The sequence below is a fragment of the Helicobacter sp. MIT 03-1616 genome (genome assembly GCF_000765685.2).
Classification (GTDB): Bacteria; Campylobacterota; Campylobacteria; order Campylobacterales; family Helicobacteraceae; genus Helicobacter_C; species Helicobacter_C typhlonius.
The window spans coordinates 26,277-49,252 of sequence record NZ_JROY02000011.1; the positions used below are offsets into that span (position 1 = coordinate 26,277).

22 protein-coding genes are annotated in these 22,976 nt (G+C 39.9%); 7 read left to right on the top strand and 15 right to left on the bottom strand.

All coding sequences use genetic code 11. The features are described 5' to 3' along the window. The first annotated feature begins 105 nt into the window (after positions 1 to 105). From LS67_RS07790 to LS67_RS07800, 3 genes are read left to right on the top strand one after another with little or no spacing between them, the layout of a single operon-like run. Positions 106 to 1,065 carry an ABC transporter permease subunit gene (locus tag LS67_RS07790; protein WP_052082121.1) on the top strand — a complete coding sequence of 320 codons (960 nt, stop codon included), beginning with the start codon at positions 106 to 108 and terminating at the stop codon, positions 1,063 to 1,065. Continuing rightward, entirely contained in the window at positions 1,062 to 2,690 is a 1,629-nt protein-coding gene (gene nikC / locus LS67_RS07795; RefSeq protein WP_034326880.1) for a nickel ABC transporter permease subunit NikC, read from the top strand. The genes LS67_RS07790 and nikC overlap by 4 nt, the downstream gene beginning before the upstream one ends. Continuing rightward, positions 2,677 to 3,387 (top strand): ATP-binding cassette domain-containing protein, encoded by a 711-nt coding sequence (locus tag LS67_RS07800; protein WP_034326886.1) that lies wholly within the window; start codon positions 2,677 to 2,679, stop codon positions 3,385 to 3,387. The genes nikC and LS67_RS07800 overlap by 14 nt, the downstream gene beginning before the upstream one ends. 51 nt (positions 3,388 to 3,438) lie before the next feature. Here the strand turns inward: LS67_RS07800 and LS67_RS07805 are convergent, their stop codons facing one another. The 8 genes from LS67_RS07805 to tig all read right to left on the bottom strand — a co-directional run bounded on the left by LS67_RS07805 (position 3,439) and on the right by tig (position 12,005). Further along, positions 3,439 to 4,965 carry a hypothetical protein gene (locus tag LS67_RS07805; protein ID WP_138109682.1) on the bottom strand — a complete coding sequence of 509 codons (1,527 nt, stop codon included), beginning with the start codon at positions 4,963 to 4,965 and terminating at the stop codon, positions 3,439 to 3,441. Positions 4,966 to 5,216: 251 nt separating this feature from the next. Further along, positions 5,217 to 6,326 (bottom strand): GDP-mannose 4,6-dehydratase, encoded by a 1,110-nt coding sequence (gmd, locus tag LS67_RS07810; RefSeq protein ID WP_034327978.1) that lies wholly within the window; start codon positions 6,324 to 6,326, stop codon positions 5,217 to 5,219. Positions 6,327 to 6,539: 213 nt separating this feature from the next. Continuing rightward, positions 6,540 to 6,818, bottom strand: a complete 279-nt coding sequence (locus tag LS67_RS07815; RefSeq protein WP_034327980.1) for a metal-sensing transcriptional repressor — start codon at positions 6,816 to 6,818, stop codon at positions 6,540 to 6,542. A gap of 9 nt (positions 6,819 to 6,827) precedes the next feature. After that, the gene (locus LS67_RS07820; RefSeq protein ID WP_034327983.1) at positions 6,828 to 8,360 is read right to left on the bottom strand and encodes a YifB family Mg chelatase-like AAA ATPase; all 1,533 of its coding nucleotides are present in this window, start codon (positions 8,358 to 8,360) and stop codon (positions 6,828 to 6,830) included. Positions 8,361 to 8,369: 9 nt separating this feature from the next. Further along, positions 8,370 to 8,900: a peptide deformylase gene (def, locus tag LS67_RS07825; RefSeq protein WP_034327986.1), complete on the bottom strand. Its 531-nt coding sequence runs from the start codon at positions 8,898 to 8,900 to the stop codon at positions 8,370 to 8,372. Beyond that, a complete protein-coding gene (locus LS67_RS07830) occupies positions 8,863 to 10,041 on the bottom strand; it encodes a GGDEF domain-containing protein (protein WP_034327989.1) in 1,179 nt (392 codons plus the stop codon). Before LS67_RS07830 ends, def begins: the two co-directional genes overlap by 38 nt. A 30-nt stretch (positions 10,042 to 10,071) precedes the next feature. Continuing rightward, positions 10,072 to 10,662, bottom strand: coding sequence for an ATP-dependent Clp endopeptidase proteolytic subunit ClpP (gene clpP / locus LS67_RS07835; protein ID WP_034327991.1), 591 nt, complete (start codon positions 10,660 to 10,662; stop codon positions 10,072 to 10,074). Next, on the bottom strand, positions 10,659 to 12,005 hold the full coding sequence (gene tig / locus LS67_RS07840) for a trigger factor (RefSeq protein WP_034327993.1): 1,347 nt from the start codon (positions 12,003 to 12,005) through the stop codon (positions 10,659 to 10,661). Before tig ends, clpP begins: the two co-directional genes overlap by 4 nt. 72 nt (positions 12,006 to 12,077) lie before the next feature. Between tig and fliI the strand changes: the two genes are divergently transcribed. The 3 genes from fliI (at position 12,078) to LS67_RS07855 (ending at position 15,927) form a co-directional block, all read left to right on the top strand. Continuing rightward, positions 12,078 to 13,442, top strand: coding sequence for a flagellar protein export ATPase FliI (gene fliI, locus LS67_RS07845; RefSeq protein WP_034327995.1), 1,365 nt, complete (start codon positions 12,078 to 12,080; stop codon positions 13,440 to 13,442). A 322-nt stretch (positions 13,443 to 13,764) separates the two neighbouring features. Next, positions 13,765 to 14,931: a NifS family cysteine desulfurase gene (locus LS67_RS07850; protein WP_034327996.1), complete on the top strand. Its 1,167-nt coding sequence runs from the start codon at positions 13,765 to 13,767 to the stop codon at positions 14,929 to 14,931. 21 nt (positions 14,932 to 14,952) lie between these two features. After that, the gene (locus tag LS67_RS07855; protein WP_034327998.1) at positions 14,953 to 15,927 is read left to right on the top strand and encodes an iron-sulfur cluster assembly scaffold protein NifU; all 975 of its coding nucleotides are present in this window, start codon (positions 14,953 to 14,955) and stop codon (positions 15,925 to 15,927) included. A gap of 897 nt (positions 15,928 to 16,824) precedes the next feature. Here LS67_RS07855 and LS67_RS07860 read toward each other — a convergent pair. After that, entirely contained in the window at positions 16,825 to 17,007 is a 183-nt protein-coding gene (locus LS67_RS07860; protein WP_034328002.1) for a hypothetical protein, read from the bottom strand. Between the two features lie 147 nt (positions 17,008 to 17,154). On the opposite strand from LS67_RS07860, the gene LS67_RS07865 reads away from it, so the two are divergent. Then, positions 17,155 to 17,628, top strand: a complete 474-nt coding sequence (locus tag LS67_RS07865; protein WP_034328004.1) for a CoA-binding protein — start codon at positions 17,155 to 17,157, stop codon at positions 17,626 to 17,628. Between the two features lie 186 nt (positions 17,629 to 17,814). On the opposite strand, the gene rpsR is transcribed toward LS67_RS07865, so the two are convergent. From rpsR to LS67_RS07895, 6 genes are all read right to left on the bottom strand, one after another. Then, complete coding sequence (rpsR, locus tag LS67_RS07870) at positions 17,815 to 18,069, bottom strand: 30S ribosomal protein S18 (RefSeq protein WP_034328005.1); 255 nt, start codon at positions 18,067 to 18,069, stop codon at positions 17,815 to 17,817. A gap of 28 nt (positions 18,070 to 18,097) precedes the next feature. After that, positions 18,098 to 18,631 carry a single-stranded DNA-binding protein gene (locus LS67_RS07875; protein ID WP_034328007.1) on the bottom strand — a complete coding sequence of 178 codons (534 nt, stop codon included), beginning with the start codon at positions 18,629 to 18,631 and terminating at the stop codon, positions 18,098 to 18,100. A gap of 18 nt (positions 18,632 to 18,649) precedes the next feature. After that, positions 18,650 to 19,060 carry a 30S ribosomal protein S6 gene (gene rpsF, locus LS67_RS07880; protein ID WP_034328009.1) on the bottom strand — a complete coding sequence of 137 codons (411 nt, stop codon included), beginning with the start codon at positions 19,058 to 19,060 and terminating at the stop codon, positions 18,650 to 18,652. A gap of 76 nt (positions 19,061 to 19,136) precedes the next feature. Beyond that, the gene (holA, locus tag LS67_RS07885) at positions 19,137 to 20,138 is read right to left on the bottom strand and encodes a DNA polymerase III subunit delta (RefSeq protein ID WP_034342913.1); all 1,002 of its coding nucleotides are present in this window, start codon (positions 20,136 to 20,138) and stop codon (positions 19,137 to 19,139) included. Positions 20,139 to 20,246: 108 nt separating this feature from the next. After that, complete coding sequence (locus tag LS67_RS07890) at positions 20,247 to 22,289, bottom strand: RNB domain-containing ribonuclease (protein WP_034328214.1); 2,043 nt, start codon at positions 22,287 to 22,289, stop codon at positions 20,247 to 20,249. A gap of 1 nt (position 22,290) precedes the next feature. Then, positions 22,291 to 22,974: a metallophosphoesterase gene (locus tag LS67_RS07895; RefSeq protein ID WP_034328209.1), complete on the bottom strand. Its 684-nt coding sequence runs from the start codon at positions 22,972 to 22,974 to the stop codon at positions 22,291 to 22,293. Between the last annotated feature and the right edge of the window lie 2 nt (positions 22,975 to 22,976).

Consider the following 22,976-nt stretch of genomic DNA (forward strand, 5'->3'; position numbering starts at 1 on the left):
TTTCAAAAAGAAGTGCGGATTCTAAAAATGGATTCCAAGATAAGAGTAGACTTTTAAAGTAAAAAGCAAGAATTTTTAAGATTCTAAAACTTAAACGAGGTGTGTATGAAAAAATTTGTGCTGTATAGGATAACGTGGATAGTGCCTATCGTGTTATTTGTATCTTTTGGGGTATTTGTGCTTTTGCGGCTTGGCGGGAGCGACCCTGTGATGAGCTATCTTATAGCTTCAAATCTCCCCGCCACGCCCGAACTTGTGGAGGAACTTCGAGCAAGTTTTGGACTTGATAAACCAATTTTGACACAATATTTCCTATGGCTTCAAGACGCTATAAAGCTTGATTTTGGCACATCGTATATGACCGGACGGAGTGTGAGCGAGGATTTTTTACATTTTTTACCAAACACACTTTTGCTTGTGTTGTGCGGATTCATTTTGACTTTCATCTTTGCCCTGCCTTTGGGAATATTAGGAATGTATTATCACAATCGATTCATAGATTTTGTAATTAGAATCTTTTGCTTTGTTGGTGTGAGTATGCCAAATTTTTGGTTTGCCTTTTTGCTTATGCTCTTTTTTAGTGTGTATCTTGGGTGGCTTCCTGCGGTGGGAATTGAGGGTGCGCAAAGCTTTATTATGCCAAGCCTTAGTATCGCGCTTATGTCTATTTGTGTCTTAGCGCGTCTCATTCGGGCAAATATGCTTCAAGTGCAGGAGGAGAGGCATATTGTATATGCGAGAATGCGTGGAATAAAGGGATTGAGGCTTTATATCACGCATATTTTTTATAACGCATTCTTGCCAATTCTTACCGCAATGGGTATGCATATAGGTGAGCTTATAGGCGGTGCGCTTGTGATTGAAAGCGTGTTTGGACTGCCCGGCATTGGGCTATATAGTATTCAGGGCATAGCAAATCACGATTTTCCGGTGATTGAGTGCTTTATTGTTGTGCTGGGTGCAACCTTTGTGCTGTGTAATGTGCTTGTTGATATACTCTATGCACTTTTTGACCCGCGTATGCGTAGGCAAAATTACGCACTTGATGCAAAGGGCGAGATATGAGGGCGATGAGCTGGTGGGGCAAATGCGCTCTTGTGGGTATGGGTATCATCGCGCTTTTAGCATTTTTTGCACCTTTTGTTGCACCTTATGCGCCTGATATGCAGGATTTGGATAATATTCTTGCTCCTGCGAGTGCGGCGCATTGGTGCGGGAGCGACTATTTGGGTAGGGATATTTTCTCTCGTATTCTCTATGGAGCAAGACTCTCATTAGGCTGTGCTGCGGTGATTTTGGTTTTTATTGTGATTTTGGGTATTAGTGTGGGAGGATTGTCTGGCTTTGTTGGTGGGAGGATTGACGCGCTGTGTATGCGTATATGCGATATTTTTATGAGTGTGCCAACTATCGCACTTTCTCTCTTTTTGGTCGGTGTGCTTGGGAGTGGGCTAGAAAATGTGATGATTGCGATTATTCTCACACATTGGGCGTGGTATGCGCGGATTGTGCGTAGTATCGTCTTTAGTCTCAAAAATAAAGAATATGTCCTGCTCTCTTTTACCTTTGGGGCGGGGAGTTTGCAGAGATTCAAAAGGCATTTGATGCTCCCTATCATCAGTCAATGCGCTGTTTTGGCAAGTATGGATATAGGGCACATTATGCTTCATATTGCTGGATTATCTTTTTTGGGACTTGGTGTGCAGTCACCCACTGCTGAATGGGGCATTATGTTGAGCGAGGCAAAAGATTATCTATGGGATTATCCTATGTTGATTGTGTATCCGGGCTTGGCACTTTTTGTTTGTGTGGCTTTGGCAAATATGATAGGGGAGAGTCTGCGAGATAGCTTTGGTTTTGCGCATAAGCTTGAAGACTTTGTGTCAAAAAATACGCAAATTATAGAATCTGTGCAGATTCAAAGCGCAAAAAGCTTAGAATTAGAACATTTGCGCATCAAATCTTATGAAAATGAGCTTGTTAGTGTGGATTCTGTGCGAATTTATAGGGGAGAGTGTAGCGCACTGCTTGGCAAAAGTGGTAGTGGTAAGTCTCTTAGCGCATTTGCCTTGCAGGGCTTTATCTCTCCTAACCTTACACAGCAAGATGGGAGCGTTAAGCTCGATGATAAACTCATAAATCCTGCCTTGTATCGAGGCGTGATTTTTGCGTGTATTATGCAGAATCCGCGCACTTGCTTCAATCCGCTTTTGAGTATCAATTATCATTTTAAAGAGACTTGCAAGGCACTATATAAGCCCTATGATAGTGATTTTATTAGACAATGTTTATTGAATGCGGGGCTAGATTCTAATATTTTATCTGCTTATCCATTTGAGCTAAGCGGGGGAATGCTTCAGCGCGTGATGATAGCTCTTGCTTTGCTTACACAAGCACCATTTATTATAGCCGATGAGCCTACAAGCGACTTAGACAAGCCCATAGCCTATGAGATTTTGCGCACATTGCGAGACTTGAAAGATTCACATAATCTTGGTATTTTGCTTATCACGCACGATTTGGCGGCGGTAGCGGATAATGCAACATATGTCTATGTAATGGAGCAGGGGAGGATTATAGAATCTGCGCAGATTCTGCAGGGCAAAATAATGAAAGAGGGCGCACAAACACCTACAATGAGGCATTTAGCGCAAATATGCGCACAAAGGAGTGAAAATGCTCGAGCTTAAAAATGTGTCCTATTCCTACACCTCTTATCGTCTCTTTGGCACACGCACAAAGCAGGTGTTAAGGCATATTAACTTGCGTATGCAATCTCATCAAAGCCTAGCGATTATGGGGCAGAGTGGTTGTGGTAAGAGCACATTGGCTAAAATCGCGTGTGGGCTTTTGCACCCAAGTAAAGATGAAAATGGTGCGCGTGGTGTCGTGGAGTATAATTCTGCTTTATTGAAACTTAAAAACATAGAGACAAGAAGGGATTTTTATAGGCAAGTGCAGATTCTATTTCAAGACTGCATAGGCTCACTGAATCCTTATTATTCCTGCCTTGAAAATTGCCTCGAGTCGCTTCAATACCTCTCGCATTTAAGCAAGGAGGAGAGTATAGCGCGACTAAAGGCTTTGGCGCGAGACTTGGCATTGCCAGAGGATATATTTTCTAGGCAGGTTGGAAGTATCTCGGGTGGAGAGGCACAGCGAATATGCCTTATTCGTGCCCTCTGTGTCGAGCCAAAATTACTTATCCTTGATGAAAACACTTCTGGACTTGACTATGAGCTATCTTTGGCGGTGGTGGAATATTTAAAGCAGTGGCAAAAGCGCACAGGAGCGAGTATTTTGCTTATCACACACGATGAGGAAGTGGCGCGTAGATTATGTGATGATGTGCGCGTGATGAGCGCACAAGGTGAGTTAGAATCTTAAGCACAATCTCCTTGCCTTATATAATAAATTTCATCAAATCCTGCCAATAGCTTAAGGCACTTCAAAAATATAATCTCTAAGTGGTAGCCTAAAGAGATTTTGATTGCCAAGCGTAACATCTTTTAATGTTTGCGAGTTAGCAAAAAATGCTTTAAGCAGTGGCTTTATGGCGATGTAGGGAATCCCAAATGCGCTGCTTGTGTAGATAAGGCGATATTGTTGGGCTAGATTCTCTATATATTCCGTATTTGCATTATAAATTGTGCTGCTATTAAGGATAATTAAATCCCCGCTTTGTGGCGTAGTGATAGCATCGCTATTATACGCACTTATTGTTGAATATGGGTCATAGCCCCATAAGCGCATTTTTTCCCATAATGTCGGGGAATTTTCATCTTTGATTTTTATATCAACATTATGTGTATGATATATTATTTCTAAATATTTTGCGAAATATCCCCAATACCAAGTGGCGTAATTTTCGCCGCGCCCGTTGCCCTCAAAATAAATGTTAAGCGTTTGATGAGATTCTGCTCTCTTTTTTGCTTTATCTGCGACAAAGGCTAGGGCATCGTGAAATTTTACTCCTTCACTTTTGAGAGAGATATAGCTGTAAATACCAGCGGGTAGGGTGTTTATGCAAATGAGAATTACACAGACTATGCTTAGAATCTTAAATATTTTAAATCGTATATAATGAAGCTGATAGAGAAAATAAAGCATTCCAACAAGGCTTACAAAATAAATAGGTATGAGATAGTAGGATTCAAAAAGTTTAAGCTTGATAAAGGCACACGCATATAAGAATCCTCCCAAAAGCAAACTATCCCAAAAGATATGATATCTATCACTTTTCACAATAAACCTATAAATTCTATACAAAAGCAAACTCGGCAATAAAAGTAGCAAAAGGCTGTCATTAAGCATAAAGTTAAAAAGCCCTTTGAGTGTATGGAGCAATTCCTCGTGCGCACTAAGAAATATCCCACGCGCATAAGTTTTTTCTATATTTGGCATAATAAGTAGGGCATACAACACAAGAAACAAAAGCGCACTTGCGAGTAATACACCATAATAGGCATAGGCTTTTGTGCCTTTTTTGTGCTTAAGAGAATCTATGAGCATAAGCAATCCAACACTACCAATCATTAAAAAGGTAGGCTCTTTGTAATATAAGGCGAGATTCGCACTTATGAATCCAATAATGGCACTAGGAATGTTTGTATTTTGATAGAATCTTATACTAGATAGGACAAAGAGGCTTAGAAAAAGCACTTGCAAACGCTCGGGGTAACAGATACCAAGCATTATTGTAATAAAGCCCGGGTGTAAAAATATACAAAGTAAAAGCACCACACGCAAAGTATAGTGCCTCTCCTGTAACACAAGGGCAAATAAAATCCATAGCAAAAGCCCCACGGCAAAGACGATAAGCGCATTAAAGGCAAAAAACATATAAGGATTGTGTGAAAATATCGCAATGAGATTTAAATCCAAAGAAGCCAGAGGAAAAAACCGCCCGCTACTAGGTGTGTAGCCATTAAATATGGGTTGAGATTCATAAATTTTAAGCCACATCCAAATATCATCGAGATTGTAAGTATAGCGCGAGTAGCAAACAATGCCTATGCAATAAAGAGAAAGAAAGGCAAAAAAGAAAAAAGTGTATTTATGGGAGTGCGGGGTAAATGTATGAGAGAGAAGATACTTTATCCCCCCCCCCCGCTAGCTTATAAGTATTAGGGGTTTGTATATTTCTTTCCATTTTTATCCTTTGAAGTTGGTATAGGGCGCACAGATTGGGCGTAAAATAAAGGGCTAGTTTTGCATCACTCAAAATAGCTTAGAATCTTATAGCCACCATCTTTGAGGTATTTATCCTTTTGCATAAGTTTCAAATCACTTTGCACCATATCTTTGATGAGTGCATTTAAATCATATTCTGGAATCCACCCGAGTTTCTCTCGTGCCTTACTCGCATCGCCAATAAGCAAATCCACTTCAGTAGGGCGGAAATATCGTTCATCTACGCTCACCACTTCTTTGCCAATTTCTAGCTGAAAGTCCCCATTGCATTTTTTGATATAGCCTTTTTCATTGACGCCCTCACCTCTAAACTCTACTTCAATGCCAAGCTCACTAAACGCCATTTTGACAAAATCACGCACTTCTGTGGTAACGCCTGTAGCAATCACCCAATCTTCGGGCTTTTGAGCTTGTAAAATAAGCCACATCATACGCACATAGTCTTTAGCGTGTCCCCAATCGCGTTTAGCAGAGAGATTCCCAAGATAGAGATTATCTTGCAATCCTAGTGCAATTTTTGCCACGGCTCGTGTGATTTTGCGCGTTACGAAAGTTTCGCCTCGTATGGGGCTTTCGTGGTTAAATAGGATTCCATTACAGGCAAACATATCATACGCCTCGCGGTAATTTATCGTTATCCAATAAGCATAGAGTTTCGCACACGCATAAGGGCTACGTGGATAAAAGGGCGTTTTTTCACTTTGTGGAATCTCCTGCACCAAGCCATAAAGCTCACTTGTGGAGGCTTGATAGATTTTGCTTTTTTGTGTTAATCCTAAAAGTCGCACGGCTTCTAAGATTCTAAGTGTGCCTATTCCATCGGCATTTGCAGTATATTCTGGCGTCTCAAAACTCACGGCTACGTGGCTCATCGCGGCGAGATTGTAGATTTCATCAGGTTGTGTATCTGCAATAATGCGTGTGAGATTCATAGAATCGGTTAAATCCCCATAATGTAGGAAAAAATTGCGATTATCAATGTGCGGGTCTTGATAGAGATGGTCGATTCTATCGGTGTTAAAAAGAGAACTCCTGCGCTTTACCCCGTGCACTTCATAGCCTTTTTTAAGGAGAAATTCTGCTAGATATGCGCCATCTTGCCCAGTAATTCCTGTGATAAGAGCCTTTTTCATTTTTATCCTTTGTAAAAATAGCGTATTGTAGGGTAAATTTGCTTAAGCGAAGTTATTGCCTTAAGGGGAGACTTTTAAATCTACAAAGGATTAAGAATCTAGTTTTTTAAGATGATTTGAAAGCTCATTAAATGAAGAAGTGCTTTGCCACATCTTTAAAGGTATCCGTAGGTGAGTGGTATATTGACAAATGATAAAAAAATAAGGAGCGTCCTAACTCATACGCGAGAAGTGTTCGATAGCTTTTGCTAATTCACCCAAAGTCTTATCAATATCGCTTCCCTCATCGCATATGTTATCACGCACACAATGATTGATATGCCCTTCAAGCACGATTTGTCCTACCTTGTGTATTGCGCTTTTTGCCGCGTTGAGTTGGATAAGCACATCTGGGCAGGACGCATTCTCGCTGATCATTTTATCAATGCCATTGAGTTGTCCTATAATGCGTTGCAATCTTTTGTGAATGTTTTGTGCGTTTTGTTCATACATAATAGCTCCTTATGAGATTCTGCGGTAGCTTAATGCCTCGAGAATATGCGATTTGGATATATATTTTTCATTGGCTAAATCTGCAATGGTGCGTGCCACTTTTTTAATCTTATTTTGTGCGCGATATGAAAGTGAAAATCGCTCACTTGCCTGTTTGAGTAGAGATTCGCATTCATTATCAAGTGCGCAAAAAAGTGCAATATCCTTTTCTTCAAGCTTGCCATTAAAGACTTTTTGTCCTCGCTCCTTTTGCAAGGCAAATGCGTTAAAAACCATTTTTTGCATACTTTGTGAATCTAGCTCCTTGTTGCTTTGTGATGTGTTTTCATCGTATTCGCTCATCTGCACAAATAAATCAATCCTATCAAGGAGTGGTTCGGAAAGTCTCGTGCGATAGGCGCTAATCTCCCTGTCTTGACAGCGACATTCCTTGCTTTTACTGAGTAGATTCCCACAGGGGCAGGGATTAAGCGCACATACAAAAAGAAAATTTGTATCATACTCAAGTTTGGAATGCACACGCGAGATAACAAGCTTATTGTTTTCAAGCGGCTCACGCAAAGATTCTAAAATATCCCTCTTAAAATGTGGCAATTCATCAAAAAATAAAATGCCATTGTGCGCGAGGGCAATCTCGCCGGGCTTGCTCTCAAACTGCGTAGCCGAGCCTAAAATACTTGACTTGCTGGCACTTTGGTGGGGGTTTCTAAAGGGGCGCAGGGGCGTATAACCTGTATTTTGCTTATTTAGTGCTTGGTGCTTGACATTTTCTATCATCTCCTGCAAGGAGCTAGGGGGCAATATATATAAAAGTCTCTTTGCAATCATACTTTTTCCGCAGCCGGGTGAGCCCTCCATCATAAAGTTATGGAATCCCGCAGCAGCTACGAGTGCGGCGCGTTTAGCAACCTGCTGACCCTTGACCTCCGCAAAATCGTGCATAAAGCTATCATCATAAAAATATTGCTCCCCTGCAATCTCTATATTCTTAAAGCCAAATGTGGGTGCATTAGAATCTTGTGCTTTCGCTATAAAGGCTACTTCTGGTTGGTTTAGAATCTCAATAGCTTCTTTCAAATGCGAGACAAAACACAGAGTGAGATTGGGTATAGGGCTAAGTAAATCTCTCGCACAGGAGGGGACAAAAACCCTTGCTTGTGGATACAAAAGCGCAATATCAAGTAGAAGTGGATAGATAGATTCAAGATATTTGATACTGCCATCAAGTCCAAGCTCTCCAAAGGCAAAATAAGGCTCACTCTCCTGTGTGTTTTTCTGCAGGGCAAGGGCGATGGGTAGATCAAAATGCCCTCCACTCTTTGGCAAATCCGAGGGAGAGAGATTGATATTGACTTTAAGTGGAGGGAGCGTGATACCGCTATTTGCAAGGGCTGATAGGACGCGCTGTTTAGATTCTAAAATGGAGCTATGGGCGAGTCCTGTGATGTTAAATTGCGGTAAGCCCTTGGTAAAAGCCGCCTCTACTTCCACCACTTTCGCGCTTGTGCCAAAACTTGTAGCGGTAAGAATCGTATATGTCATTTATAATCTTTATTCTTTAGAGTTTTTACACTTTTTGAGTTCTTTTTCAAATTTTTTGCGCCTTAAGATTGGGAGCTTATCGACAAAAAGCACACCATTGAGATGATCAATCTCGTGCTGAATTGCCACGGCTAAAAAGCCCTCTGCCTTTAGAATCTTATCATTTCCATATCTGTCTTTATAAGCAATAGAAACTTTATTGAATCTTTTTATGCTCTCATAAAAATTTGGCACAGAAAGGCAACCTTCGTCCCATTCTATACTATCTTCTTGCATCAAAAATGTGGGGTTAATAATCTCGAGTAAATCTTCCTTGTACTGGTTATTGTCCTCACGTGGAATGTTGATAACGAGAATCTGCTTCGCCTCACCCACTTGGATAGCTGCTAGTCCCACGCCATTGCGCTCTATCATCGTATCGTACATATCATCAAGGAAACAATGAAGATTTTCATCAAAGCACTCCACCGGCTTGGACTTCTCCCTAAGCCTTTTTGTGTCCTCAGGATAAGTCAAAATCGTCAAAACTGCCAAAGCCATCTCCCGGTAATTCAAAGCTATCTGCGTCATCATCATCACTTGCCAAGCTATTATTGTCTTGCACCTTGGCTTGCGAGAATTTGAGGCTCTCACCCTCTTTTTGCGCGAGCTGTAACTGCTCTTTTGCCTCTTGTATCATTTGCTCTGGTGCTTTATTCACATCAAAGACTATGCCGCCCATAGTAATATTTAAAGACAGCTCCGTGCCATCAATGAAAATATGAGTCGTTTTACATTTGTGTATTACATCTTTGCATAAAGCTATTGCATCATCAATTTGCACATTTTTAAGTAGCATACCGAATCTTCCGCCTCCTAAATATGAGACAATGTCCTTCGTGCCGATGTTTTTTGACACAATCCGCGCAATATTTTTAAAGATAATCACAAGCTGATTTTGCTCATTTATTTGTGATGTGAGCTCTTTTACAGGGGCTAAAACCACCACCGCACAAGCCCTTGGAAAGTCCTTTCCATTTTTGCATTCAAGTTCAAGCGTATGGACGAAAAACGAGCGCGTATAAATGCCAAGGGTCGTATCATACATCGCGCCAGACTTGACATTGGAGGATTGCGCATACATCTCACGATATGAGCGCGTGATAAAATCCGCTTGCACCACAAATTGCTTATGGAACCCTCTCATCTCATTCATCAGCACCTTTATGGCATTTTGTGCACCGAGCGGATTTGTAATTGCAGTAATTTCGGCTAGTCGCTTTTGTGTGTTGCTTTCCATTACAGACATTTGTTTGCAGAGAGTAAGTAAATGCTCAAGTATGGTTCGCAGGGTCGCAAAATTATCATTAAAAACCTTTTCAAGCGCAATAAGGCGCGTATCGTGGTGAGAACTCTCAACAATCGCCTTGATTTTCTCGCGCACATCTTCATCTTGCTCTTGTGAAAGCGTTTTCTCAAAATATGCTTCAAAGTTTTCAGGCAAGGGTAGAATATCATCTTTTTCAAGAGCTTCTAGGGCTTGTTTAGATATGGAGCTTAGCTTCTGTGTTGTCTCGGTGGGAGTAGGCGCTACCTCTTTTTGGAGCTTTTTCTTTTTTTTCTCCTCTAGCCCAGCATCGTCAAGATTCCCAAAAAAGTCATTGTTGCCAATATCATCCAAGTTCAAATCGTCCAAATCCATACCATACCTCCTAAGAATCTATACAATCGCCTACTTCAAGCTTTTTGTAAGCACCTCATCAATTAGCCCGTATTTTTTTGCTTCCTCCCCACTCATAAAATAATCGCGCTCGGTATCACGGCTAATCTTTTCTATGCTTTGCCCAGTATTTTGTGCCATTATTTCATTGAGTGATTTTTTCAAACGTAAAATTTCTTTTGCCTGAATCTCAATATCGGTAGCCTGTCCCTGTGCGCCACCTAAAGGTTGATGAATCATAATGCGTGAATTTGGCAAAGAGAACCGCTTTCCTTTCGTGCCAGAGCTTAATAAAAAGGCACCAGCGGAAGCAGCTTGTCCAATACAAATCGTGCTAATATCCGAGCGGATATAATTCATCGTATCATAAATGCTAAATGCACTCGTAATCACGCCACCGGGAGAATTGATATAAAAATTAATATCTTTTTCTGGGTCTTCTGCCTCTAAAAAAAGTAGCTGCGCCACAATAGAGGAGGCAACATAGTCATTAATTTCGCCACTAAGTAAGATAATGCGATCTTTTAAGAGGCGCGAGTAAATATCATAGCTACGCTCACCGCGACCTGTGCGCTCAATCACATAAGGTATATAACTACTCATTTGCTTCCCCCATCTGCTTTGCTTACTTTTGCATTCTTGCTCGTAGATTTTGTAGATTCAAACTTTGTATCAAGCAAATGGTGCAATACTCTATCCTCAATCATTGTCATCTTAATCGCAGGAAGAATATTGTTCTTTTGGTAATATTCGATTGTTGCGCGTGGGTCTTGCCCCATCATCATCGCTTCATAATAAATCGTCTGCATTACTTCGTTATCACTTACCACAATGTTGTATTGTTTCGCAAGGGCGTCCATAATGAATGTAATCTGCACACTTTTTCGCGCCTCATCGCGCTTTTCCTCGCGCTGTTTTCGCGCCTCATCTTTATTATTTTTTAGATTTTCAAACTCCTTTGGCTTAAGCTGTGAGAGTGAATTTCTAAATAAAATATCCATTTCCTGCTCGACAATCAATTCTGGCAAATCAAATGTGATGCTTTTAAGCAGAGATTCTATAAGTGCGGTTTTTAGCTCTTTATTGTAAAGCTCATTTTTTTGCTCTATTTCAAGCTGCTCTTTTATCATATCCTTAAATGTTGTGAGAGTAGCTTCCTCACCCACTACGCTTTTTGCAAAGGCATCATTGATTTTTGTTTCGTCTTTTTGCAAAATTTTATGCAAGGTTACATCAAATCTCGCCTCTTTTCCGGCTAAATGCGCGGCTTGATAATCTGCGGGAAAAGTAACCTTAATGCCCCTTTTTTCGCCCTTTTTCATACCGATGAGCGCGTCCTCAAAGCCGGGTATAAATTGATTCGAACCAATAAGGAGGTTAAAGTTTTCTCCCTTGCCTCCCTCAAACGCCTTATCATCGATAAATCCCTCAAAATCGATATTTGCGGTATCATCTTTTTGTAATGCTCTGTCTTCTGCTACCTCACTTAGCGGAGCGCGATTTTTGGCAATTTCTGCTATGCGTTCATCAATTTGTGCTTGTGTAATGGCTTTGAGTTTGACTTCAGGCACATAATCCTGCACTTTTTCAAGCGAGAAAGTAGGCGTAATACTTACTTTGATTTCAAGCTCGATTTTAGAATCTTGTTTGTCAAATTTCGCAATCACAGGACTACCGATAAGCTCATTAGGCGCGATACCAAGCTCTTTGAGTGCAGAATCTAATAAATCCTGTATTGCTTCTTGTTGTGCATCTTGTTCGACTTGCTCCTTGTAGCGCGTCTTAATCACTTGTGAGGGAACTTTACCCTTTCTAAACCCATCAATCTTAGCACTTTTAGCGATTTTTTTGATAACTTTATCAAACTTCTCCTCAAGTGTTTTTAATGTGATACTACCATTAATGGTAGCATTTGCGTTATTTGTGCGTTTTGTAGTGAAATTCATAGGCTTCCTTAATAAAATAAAAAAGTATAATTTGGTATTCTAACAAAAAAATCTTAAAAGTAGGTTTTTATTATGTCTTTGTCTCAAATCAAGCAAAAGCTTAAAAGCAATATTAATCTTTCTCCAAACTACGGACATCTTGTAAAAGTAATGCAAAATATGCTTGTAGCCAATGGTGTAAAGCCTTCAGTAGGCGATATAGTGAAAATTTTGCCTTATTCTCGTATTCCCCAAAGTGTGGAGCAAGATTCAGTGCTTGCCGAAAATGATTTTATGGACGATACGCATGATTTGGGTATGGTAATAGGTATCGAGGAAGAGCGATTTTTTATTAGCCCATTTTCTTTTGTGGAGGGACATAAAAGCGGCGATAGAGTGGAGATTCTTAATCACGGCTTGTATATTCCAGTAGGCGAGGAGCTTTTGGGACGCGTGATAAATCCACTCGGCGAACCTATTGATGATAAAGGCAGTCTCAACGCCTCTACCAGCATTGCGCTTATGCGCCCACCTATAAGCGCACTTAAACGAGGATTAATTGATGAAGTCTTTGAAGTGGGCGTAAAATCCATTGATGGAATCCTCACTTGTGGCAAAGGGCAAAAAATGGGTATTTTTGCTGGTTCAGGCGTGGGAAAATCTACTCTTATGGGAATGATTGTGCGTGGCTCAAATGCACCAATCAAAGTCATTGCTCTTATTGGAGAAAGGGGGAGAGAAGTCCCAGAGTTTATACATAAAAATCTCAATGATGATTTAACAAATACTATTCTTGTGGTGGCTACAAGCGATGATTCACCGCTTATGCGTAAATATGGTGCATTTAGTGCAATGGCTATTGCGGAATATTTCAAATCTCTTGGCAATGATGTGCTTTTTATTATGGATTCTGTTACGCGTTTTGCTATGGCGCAAAGAGAAATTGGTTTAGCGCTTGGTGAGCCACCTACAAGCAAAGGTTATCCACCCTCTGTGCTTACCCTTTTGCCCCAATTAATGGAGCGCGCGGGGAAAGAGAATGGTATAGGCTCGATTACTGCATTTTTTACCGTGCTTGTTGAAGGGGACGATTTGAGCGATCCTATCGCCGACCAAAGCCGCTCTATCCTTGATGGACATATCGTTCTTAATCGCGATTTGACCGATATGGGCATTTACCCGCCCATAAATATCCTTAACTCCGCTTCGCGGCTCATCAATGATATTATTAGCTCGGAACATTTAGCGGCTGTGCGCAAGTTTAGGCGGCTATACTCGCTCATTAAAGAAAATGAAATGATTATCCGCATTGGCGCGTATCAAAAAGGCACAGACCCAGAACTTGATGAGGCGATTAATAAACAAAAGCTTATGGAGGTTTTTTTGAAGCAAGATGTTGATGAGAAATGGAGTTTTGAATCTTCACTGCAAGAGTTATCCCGCATTATGAATGATTAGAATCTAGTGTGGATAAAGCCATATCTCTTAACTACACTCGTTACAAAGAAATTCAAAGAAAAAATTTCTATTTGAGATTTAATGCGACAACAAAAAATGTAACTTTTTGGAATCTTGAATTATTGTGTCAAACCTCTATAAGAAACATTGATGCTTTGTTGGATTCTGTGCTAATGCCCCATATTTCCCCTGTTAAAACTATTTTTTACCGCACATATCATCAATTAATCATAAAATGCTAGAATCTACGCGCTTTTTTAAGTAGGTTAAAAGAAATTTTACTTTTTGAATGATTTAACATAATAAGGTTAGGAGTTAAAAGATGAAAAAAGTCTATTTAGACAACAATGCCACAACAATGCTAGACCCGAGTATTAAGCCGCTTATGGAGCCTTATTTTTGCGAAAAGTTTGGGAATCCAAATAGTCTCCATAAATATGGCACGCAAACCCACGCAGCCATTGCAGATGCTATTGAAAAACTCTACAATGGTATTAATGCCGATGATGCTGATGATATTATTATCACTTCTTGCGCGACCGAATCTAACAACTGGGTGATTAAAGGCGTGTATTTTGATGAGATACTTAAAAAAGGCAAGAAACATATTATTACCACAGAGGTGGAACACCCCGCTGTGCGTGCTACTTGCGCGTTTTTGGAGACACTTGGCGTGGAGGTTACCTACCTGCCTATCAATCAGCAAGGCACGATTACTGCCCAGCAGGTGCGTGAAGCCCTAAGAGATGATACAGCACTTGTAAGCATAATGTGGGCGAATAACGAAACCGGGCTGATTTTTCCTATTGAGGAAATAGGCGCACTTTGCAAAGAACGCAATGTGCTTTTCCACACGGATGCGGTACAGGCTATTGGTAAGATTCCCGTTGATGTGCAAAAGGCGCAGGTGGATTTTCTAAGCTTTAGTGCGCATAAGTTTCACGGACCAAAGGGCATTGGTGGATTATATATCCGCAAAGGTGTGGAGCTTACTCCGCTTTTTCACGGAGGAGAGCATATGCGTGGGCGGCGTAGTGGCACACTTAATGTGCCTTATATTGTCGCAATGGGCGAGGCGATGAAACTTGCGACCGACTTTTTAGATTTTGAACTTACGCAAGTAAGACGCTTACGCGATAGGCTTGAAGATTCACTCTTGCAAATCCCCGATGTATTTGTGGTTGGCACAAGAGAAAATCGTGTGCCAAATACGACACTCATTAGTGTAAGAGGCATTGAGGGCGAGGCTATGCTATGGGATTTAAATAAAGCCGGAATTGCCGCTTCCACAGGGAGTGCGTGTGCAAGTGAGGATTTGGAAGCAAATCCCGTAATGGTGGCAATCGGTGCAGATAAAGAACTCGCCCATACAGCGATTAGAATCTCGCTTAGCAGATTCAATACAAGTGAAGAAATTGATTACACAATTAATGTATTCAAGCAAGCTGTTGAAAGACTACGAGCGATTTCTAGCTCATACAATGCATAAAAAACAACAAAAGGAAAGAAAATGGCAAAGAATGACTTAATCGGTGGTGCGTTATGGGACGCATATTCAAATAAAGTAAGTGAAAGAATGGATAATCCTACGCATTTAGGTGTTTTGACACAAAAAGATGCTGATGAGAGAGGAGCAAAACTTATTGTAGCAGATTATGGTGCAGAATCTTGTGGTGATGCGGTGAGATTATATTGGCTCGTGGATAAAGACGATAGAATTATTGATGCGAAATTTAAAAGTTTTGGCTGCGGGACAGCGATTGCAAGTAGCGATATGATGGTGGAGCTTTGTCTTGGCAAAAAGGTGCAAGAAGCTGTCAAAATTACAAATCTTGATGTGGAGCACGCATTGCGTGATGACCCAGATACTCCCGCAGTGCCCGGGCAAAAAATGCACTGCTCTGTTATGGCGTATGATGTGATTAAAAAAGCAGCAGGAATGTATCTAGGTAAAAATGCAGAAGATTTTGAAGATGAGATTATCGTATGTGAATGCGCAAGAGTAAGTCTTTCTACAATCAAAGAAGTTATTAAGCTTAATGACTTAAAAAGCGTAGAGGAGATTACAAATTATACCAAAGCTGGAGCGTTTTGCAAAAGCTGCGTCAAAGCAGGCGGACACGAAAAGAGAGAGTATTATCTTGAAGATATTTTGCGTGATGTGCGTGCTGAAATGGATAGAGAATCTGTCAAAAATGCGGCGCAAAAAAGTGCAAGTGGGAACTTTAGAGAAATGACAATGGTGCAAAAAGTCAAAGCCATTGACAAAGTAATTGATGAGAATATCCGTCCGATGTTGATGATGGACGGAGGCGATATGGAGATTTTGGATATTAAAGATTCAAGCGATGGCTTTATTGATGTGTATATCCGCTATCTTGGGGCGTGTAGCGGGTGTGCGAGTGGGGCGACAGGCACACTTTATGCCATAGAATCTGTTTTGCAAGGACAGCTTGATTCTCAAATCCGCGTGTTACCGATATAAGAGACATTTTATAAGCATAGTTTTTGTGCCTCTCATATCTTAAAGTTTATTGTAACTAAGCTATCATCAAGCATTTTGACACTAAAAAAGAGGGGGATAGTCAAATGAAAATCTTAGGCTTTGATATAGGCACTACAAGCATTGGTTGGGCGTATGTAGAGGATAATGAGCTTAAAGATTGCAGGTGCAAAAATGATTAAAATACGACTTTCTACATCTAAAAGAGGCAAAGAAATATTTTGCGCAATACAAAAAGATTTTATCAACCAAAGATTCCACAATTTTTAAAGGCTTATTATGGTATTGCAACAAATCTACCCTCTCTACAATCAACTATAAGAAAACATTTAACAAAGGCTTAAACTTTAGAGTCTTCTCAAAAGATAAAACAAATGATAAGATTCATAAAGGATTCTATGTGCTGAAAGTGCCTGAAGATAAGAATACACAAGAATATTTTAAGATGGAGTTGTGAATGCTTACCGCGATAATAATACTACCTTGCATTTTATGTGTATTCCTAATCCTAAAAATTAGAAAATGCTTCTTGAAACTTCTAAAAGATAATGACTTTTTGTATTTTATCAAGAGTAGATGTATTTATTTAAGTTCTTTTATTGGAAGCTTTATGTTTCCCATTATACAAGCTGTGTGGATAATGATAATGATGAATGGAGATAAACAAGGCTATATTATTGCATTATACTTTCATACATTGTTTTCAATCGTTGTTTTCATATTTTTTCTGCTTTATTTTTTGAAAAAAAGACGTTTATTATGTGGATTTACAAAAAAGAGATTAAGATATTTTTTTGTGAATACCCTATTAGTATTTGCCTCATATATTGTTTTGCTCCCCATATTTTGGTTTATTTTTGGTTTATTTTCAGTGTTTTACTACGCTTGGGGCTTTAAATGAAAACCAATCAAATCTACCCTCTCTACATACATTGTTTCTTTCAAATCTGGTGTAATGCCTAACTGCAATGTTACTAAAGATATAACACCACCAATCCACATAATTACATTTATTAAATGAAAAGTTTTTAATATTTTCATACCTTTATTGCCTAACTTCATAATCGTAACCTCCACATTTAAAATTCAATTGATTTTAGCGCAAAAGACAGAAAAACGCTCACTTCACCAAAAATTACAATAAAATATATTAAAATTATTCGTAATTTTTGGCACTTCATATCTCAAACTTTCGCCAAAGGAGTTCATATGAGCCAACATCTTAACGATGAAGCAAAGTATAAGATTCTATGTAATGCAAAGACCATAGTCATCGTGGGCTTAAGCCCTAATGAGTATAAGCCAAGCTATGAAGTAGCACAATATCTTATTGAAAATGGCTATAATATTATCCCTATTTATCCACGAGGTGGGGAGATTCTAGGCTGTAAAGTCTATACCTCACTGCCCCAAGCTCTACAATCCCTCGCACACGATAATCAAAAATGCGACATCATCAATATTTTTAGAAAAAGCGAGGCACTGCCTGTAGTGCTAGATGAGGTTTGTGCGCTCAAACATAACAACGCTTATGACACGATTTTTTCGTCTAGTCTTTGTGTATGGGTGCAGCTAGGACTCACAAGCCAAGAAGCGAGGCAAAAGGCGCAAGAATGCAATATTTTATATGAGGAAGATAGCTGTATTAAGCTCGAACATCAAAGGCTTTTTGCGCTTAAATAGTGCTAGATTTAAAAAATATCAAGTGAATTAGTTTAGTTAAGCAGTTGCGAGGATAAAATTCGTGTCGTGTTATAAAATACAACACAAAATCAATAGAATCTAGTAGAACTTGTGCTTTTTTAATGTGCCAAAAGCTAGTGGCAGGTTGCCACAACCCTACCACAAACCACAGACTCTATCGTGTTTTTAGAATTTAAAAGGAGATTCAACAACCTTTTTTCTATCCACGATATAGGGGATAAGTGCCATATGTCTTGCGCGTTTAATCGCCACCTCTACGCGCTCTTGCCAACGTTTTGTATTGCCTGTAAGACGTCTTGGCATAATCTTGTATCGCTCTGATAGAGAATGCTTGAGCATATCTATATCCTTGTAGTCGATAAATTCAAGCTTCGCCTCTGTGTATCGGCAGTATCGTTTTGAGTATTTTTTCTTTTCCATAATTGCTCCTTAGTATGATATGAGAAGATTAGAAAGGTATTTCATCTTCATCGATATTGATTTCAGGGATATTTTGCGTGTAGTTTCCTGCTGCCGCATTACCACCGCCATAATTCCCACCATTGTTATAGCCACCACTATTATAACTAGTGCCATAATTTTGTGCCTGATTGTTGTTGCCATATGAAGCATTGCCACCATATTCACCCTGCGTGAAGTTTGCGCTATCTCCTGTTGGTTTGCTATCAAGCATTTGCATAGTTTCTGCTGTAATGGTGTGTTTGCTCCTTTTCGCACCGCTTTGGTCGCTCCAAGTTTCATAAGTCAAACGCCCTTCAATAAGCACCTTACTGCCTTTACGCAAATATTGATTTGCTATTTCAGCACTCCTGCCAAAAAGCTTCACATCGACAAAGCATACTTCCTCGCCTTGAGAGCCGTCTTGCTTTTTGAATCTGCGATTACTTGCTAAACCGATAGTCGCTAGAGCACTTCCACTAGGCAAATATCTTAGTTCCACATCACGCGTGAGATTTCCTAGCATAATTACCTTATTATACATTTGGCGTCCTTTGCTAGATTATTGAGAATCCTCTTGTGTGGCTTGTGCCGAGACTTCCTCTTTTGCAGCTTTTTGAGCTTTTGGCTTGTCTGTCTTACCATTTGCCTTATTGACGAGGCTTTGCCACGCTTTTTGTTCTTTTTTATTTTCGTATTTAATGACGATAAAGCGCAAAACATTTTCATTGATGCGATAATTGCGCTCAATCTCCTTAATCAACTGCGGTTGTGCTTTGAAATAAATCACATAGTAATATCCGCGCTTATTCTTTTTGATTTCATAAGCGAGGTTACGCATACCCATATCAAGGCAAGTTTCAATCTCGCCACCATTTTTGCTAATCACATCTTTAAAAAATGTAATCTGTGTCTTTATCTCTTCTTCTACAAGCGTAGGCTTCAAGATAAACATCGTTTCGTAGAATTTCATTTAAGCTCCTTTTGGTGTAACCGCCCTTTCTCGCGCTGCAAGACAGCATAGAAAGAGCAAGGTGTGAGGGCGGATTCTATCTTATCATTTCTTGAATTTTGATTAAAGTATTCATAGATTGCCTCTGCTTACCTTTGCTTACCTCATATCGCCACGATGAGAGAAGCTCAAAAATCGCGATATATTCTATTTCCCTAAGGCGAATGCAATAACGTGTCAAGCGTGTAGCAGTGTCCAGAGGTGGCGGATATCCTAGAATCTCCTTTGCGTTTGGAGTGCCCTTAATACGAATAAAGGCATAAAACAAAAAGAGCTGATAAAAAAATCTTTGAATCTCACTAATCATTGCTATTTCATTAATGCCCTCATCATAAATACTTTGCAGGATTTCTATAAAAGGTTTTTTATCCATAATCGCATAGCACAGCTCACTTACGCTAAAACTCGCTATGCCATCACAGAGCAGATTCACATCATTTGGTTCAAGCGGTTTGTCTTTATAGACAATAAATTTTTCTAATTCACTAAGCGCAAGGGCAATATCGCTATTTTGCAAAAGTAGGATTTGGTTTAGAATCTTATCATTTGCTTTTAATCCCAGCTCTTTGCTCCTTTGACGCATAAACTCCATACACTCGCCAATAGTTGGCTCAAAAAATCGCACTTCTACAAGGCTATCTTTAGGAATCTTTGGGTGTTTGAAATGCCCCGCACATACCTTGCAATCTCTTGCATAATCGGTTTGAGATTTATTTGGGGCTTGGTAATACTCTATGATGAGCGCATTTTGGGTATTGTGGCAAAGAGATTCGAGAAACAGCCCCACATCAGCCTTGTTGAGTTTATGATTAATTTTTAGCACTACAAGTGAGCTAGAGCCAAAAAGTGAGCCTTGTGAAAGCAAAGCATTGATATTATTTGTATTATATTCATCAAAGTAAAAAGTTATCTTTTCCTCACTTTTTAAACAATGAGCAATTTTTCTACTATAATAGCCCACTAAAAAGCTATTACCATATAAAAAACTCACGCGTGGAGCGGATTGTTTTAAGAGCGTATCAAGTTTATCTTTATACATTTATGTCCTTTAAGTTTTTAGAATCTGTGCGGTGTGGTAGATTTTCGCGGTAGATTCTGTGAGTTTTAAACCTTAACTTAGCTTGAGATTCTAGCATATTTCACGCCTTTATATTACCCTCGCATAAATGCTTCCTTTTGCTAAATCCACATCTACAATTTCAATATTCACTCTGCTAAATCGTTTCAAGGAACAATCAAGCGTGATTTTAGCCTGTGGGAGCTTTTCTAGCGCAATGCAGTGAGATAGCTCATCAATCACAATGCCTTGGGTAATAATGCGCCCCTTTGCCAAAAGCTCCTCGCACAAACGGCACATTTTGAGCATAAAAAATTTATGCTCGATGTGTGTGAAATGCTTTTCTTGTGCATTTAGCATAGTGCTTATGATCTCTAAATCGCGTGTGAGGAACTCTATATTTTTTTGCTTATGCAATATAGCCTTTAAGATTCTATGCACGATAATATCGCTATATCGGCGAATGGGCGAGGTAAAATGCGTATAGCATTCAAAACCCAAACCAAAATGTCCAATATTATGCGTATTATAGGTGGCTTTTGATAGAGACTTAATAAGCAGTGAATCAAGCGTCTCTCGTAAAGATTTATCACATTCTGCTTGTAGAGTGGAAATAATCTCGTGAAGCTGTTTTGTCGGCGGGAGTGTGAATCCTAAATCCTCTAACTCGCACAAAAGTGTCTTAGTGCGTTTTGGCTGTGGGTGGATTCTAAAAAGTGCCTTAGGTGCGTTAGATTCTAACATCTTTGCACTCTCTTTGTTGGCTAAAAGCATTGATTCTTCAATGATACTATGGGCGAGTGTGTGCTTCAATACGCGCACATCGCGCACTTGCCCCATATCATCAAGCTCAAGGGTAATATCTTTTGTGTGAAATTCATAGCCCTTTTGTAGTCTTTGTGCCTTGAGCTTTTGCACATAGGGCATATATGCAAGAAGCCATTTTTGAATCTCCTTTGGTAAGGCTGATTTTTGCTTTGTCTTGCGTGATGTGCGAGCGGTGGTGGAGAGTGCGGATTCTAAAGAATGTTGAGAATCTGCGTAGGATTGTGTAAAAATATTATTTTCGTGCAAAAATACCTCTACACATCCATAGCTGACATTTGCTTTAGCACTGATGAGTGCCTCAAAAAGGTTAGATTCACATATTTGCGCGTTTTTGTCGAGCTTTATTTGCCACACCATTGCAAGGCGGAGACAATCTTGCTTTAACGAGCAAATTCCACTGCTTAAGTCAAAAGGCAGCATAGGTAGCACTTTATGCGGGAAATAGAGGCTAAATCCTCGCTCCCGAGCCTCTTTGTCTAGACTGCTTTCTATGCTAACATACTCACTCACATCGGCGATTGCAACATAGAGTGTGCGAGTCTTGCCATCAAAATAAATCGCATCATCGTGGTCGCGTGCATTCTCTGGGTCTATCACACAAAAAGGCAAATGGCTTAGATTCACACGATGTGGATACATATTCGCGCATACTTCATCGCCAAAAGCCCCAGCAGTTTGCAAAGATTCTGCACTAAAATTTGTGCTTTTTGCGGTATCTAGCGCAATATACTCGTCAATTCTCGCATCATTGAGGACGCCAAAAACCTCCACAATATCGCCGCTTGCTTTTTCTACTTTTACCACACATTGAGGTGGCAGGGCGCGGAGGGATTTTTGAGAGACTTTGAGCGGGATACAAGCTTGTGTATGAAGCTCATAGGCTTGTATCTTGCCTCCCTTTTCCGTAAGTGTGGCTATGGCAAAGGGTTTCGCACGATAGAGGACACTAATAAATCGCGCCTTGCCTTTTTTTGTGATTTTAGCAAGGACAATATCATTTTTTGCAAGAGCTAGGGGTGGTTGAATATCCTTTTTCTTTTTCACACCTTTTTTTGCCCTGCTTATGCGTTTATTTTGCTCTATGAGGAAATCTTCGCTATGCGTGTTGTTGAGGCTTTTGAGGAAGTATCGATGGGTTGGAGAAACATCAATAACACCTATGAGTAGATTGGGTTTTAAGGAGATAATGTTGTCACGCTCTTCTAGTATGCCAAGCTCTCTACAATGCTCTAGTGCGCTCGTAAAGGATTTTGGAATACGACAAAGGCGCGTGGAATTTGCAATAAGTGCGTAAAAATAAATCATCTTAGATGTGAATCTTATATCGCCATAATTTTAGAATCTCACTTAGTCGCTTTGGTGCAAAGCCTAGCTGTTCGCAGCTCACATTGAAACAAAAGGAATGTTCGCACTGGCGCGAGTGGATATGCCCGTGAATATTGAGAGAACAATCAGCGAGTTTAAAAAGTCTATCGAGTATGTCGCGAGATTCACTAAAGCGGTCGTTTGTCTTGCGATTAAACACCGGAAAATGCGAAAACATAATGCGCTCACCAGCAATGTCTTGCACGATAGCATTTACATATATATCATCTTTAAGTCTTGCTTTGCCAAATTCGCTTTGAAGTGTGTATAAAACCCGATCTTTTTGTGCGATATTGAGCCTCAAGCCCTTTTGTACATACCAACTCTTAAAGTCCTTAAGTTTTTGAAATGTTTTAATGTCGTTATTACCTATAACGAGCGTTTTTGTGCCTTTTAGGTCTTTGAGATAGGGTAGTCCTCCATCAAAATACAAATCTCCCAAATGGAGCACATTATCCTTTTTGCCCACCGCCTTATTCCATAAATCCCTATGCAGCGCATAAAAATCATCATATTTACAAGCCTTTGCATATTGCAAACGCGATGGTTCGCGTTTTAGCACAGCTTTATGTCCAAAATGACTATCGGAGATGAGAAAAATATCCTCTGTAATATTAAAATTCATAT